A 731-nucleotide genomic window follows, 5' to 3' on the forward strand; every position below is an offset into this window, starting at 1 on the left:
AAGCGGCGCAGGGCGAAGCGGCGCAGGGCGGGCTCGGGCTGGTCGCCGCCGGGGGTGGGGTTGTAGAGGACGGGACCGCCGGCGATGCGGCCCTGCACKAACAGGCGGTCGCTGTGGATCAGGCCGTGGCCGTCGGCGTCGTGGCGGAAGGCAAAGTAGAAGCCCTCCTCGCGGGCAATGCGTTCGAGGAAATGCAGGTCGGTGTCGCCGGCCTGCACGCAGTACTCGCGTGGCAGGTGCTCGGCGGTGACGATCTGCTCGTAGCGGTTGGCCAGTCCGTGGTCCTTGAGTGCGCGCTGGAGGATCTCGGGTACGGAGAGGGTCTGGAAGATGCGCCAGTCGGAGGACAGACGCAGGCGGGCGAGGCCGGGCTCGACCACGGCGCGGTAGCGCGTCCGCCTGAAGCCGGTGTCGCCCTGCGCGAAGCGGCTGACCAGCCCATGGACATGGCGCACCGGTTCGTCGCCACGCCAGAGGGTGAGCAGGGCGGGCTGGTCGAGGATGGTGGCGAAGTCGAGGTCGGGGTCGGCATGGGCCAACTGCACGTCGAGACGGAAGGTCTCGGAGAGGGCTTCGTCGAGATCGAACTCKATGACCTCAAAGTCCAGCCCGCCGACGATGGCGAAGGTGAAGCGCAGGTCGGATTGGGTTGCCATGCTATCTCCATTACGTCTTTGCGACGTGCTTGCGATCTGGGCGCCGACCAGGACGCACGGCCCAGCGGTGCGCGT

At 68.4% G+C, this 731-nt stretch carries 1 protein-coding gene; it reads right to left on the reverse strand.

What is annotated here, in order from left to right:
• Positions 1 to 656, reverse strand: a 656-nt coding sequence (locus AC1DKV_RS40515; protein WP_477139773.1) for a type VI secretion system Vgr family protein, incomplete at its 3' end; no start/stop codon positions are given.
• Positions 657 to 731: the final 75 nt, after the last annotated feature.

It is taken from the genome of Cupriavidus sp. 05T41, assembly GCF_056396525.1.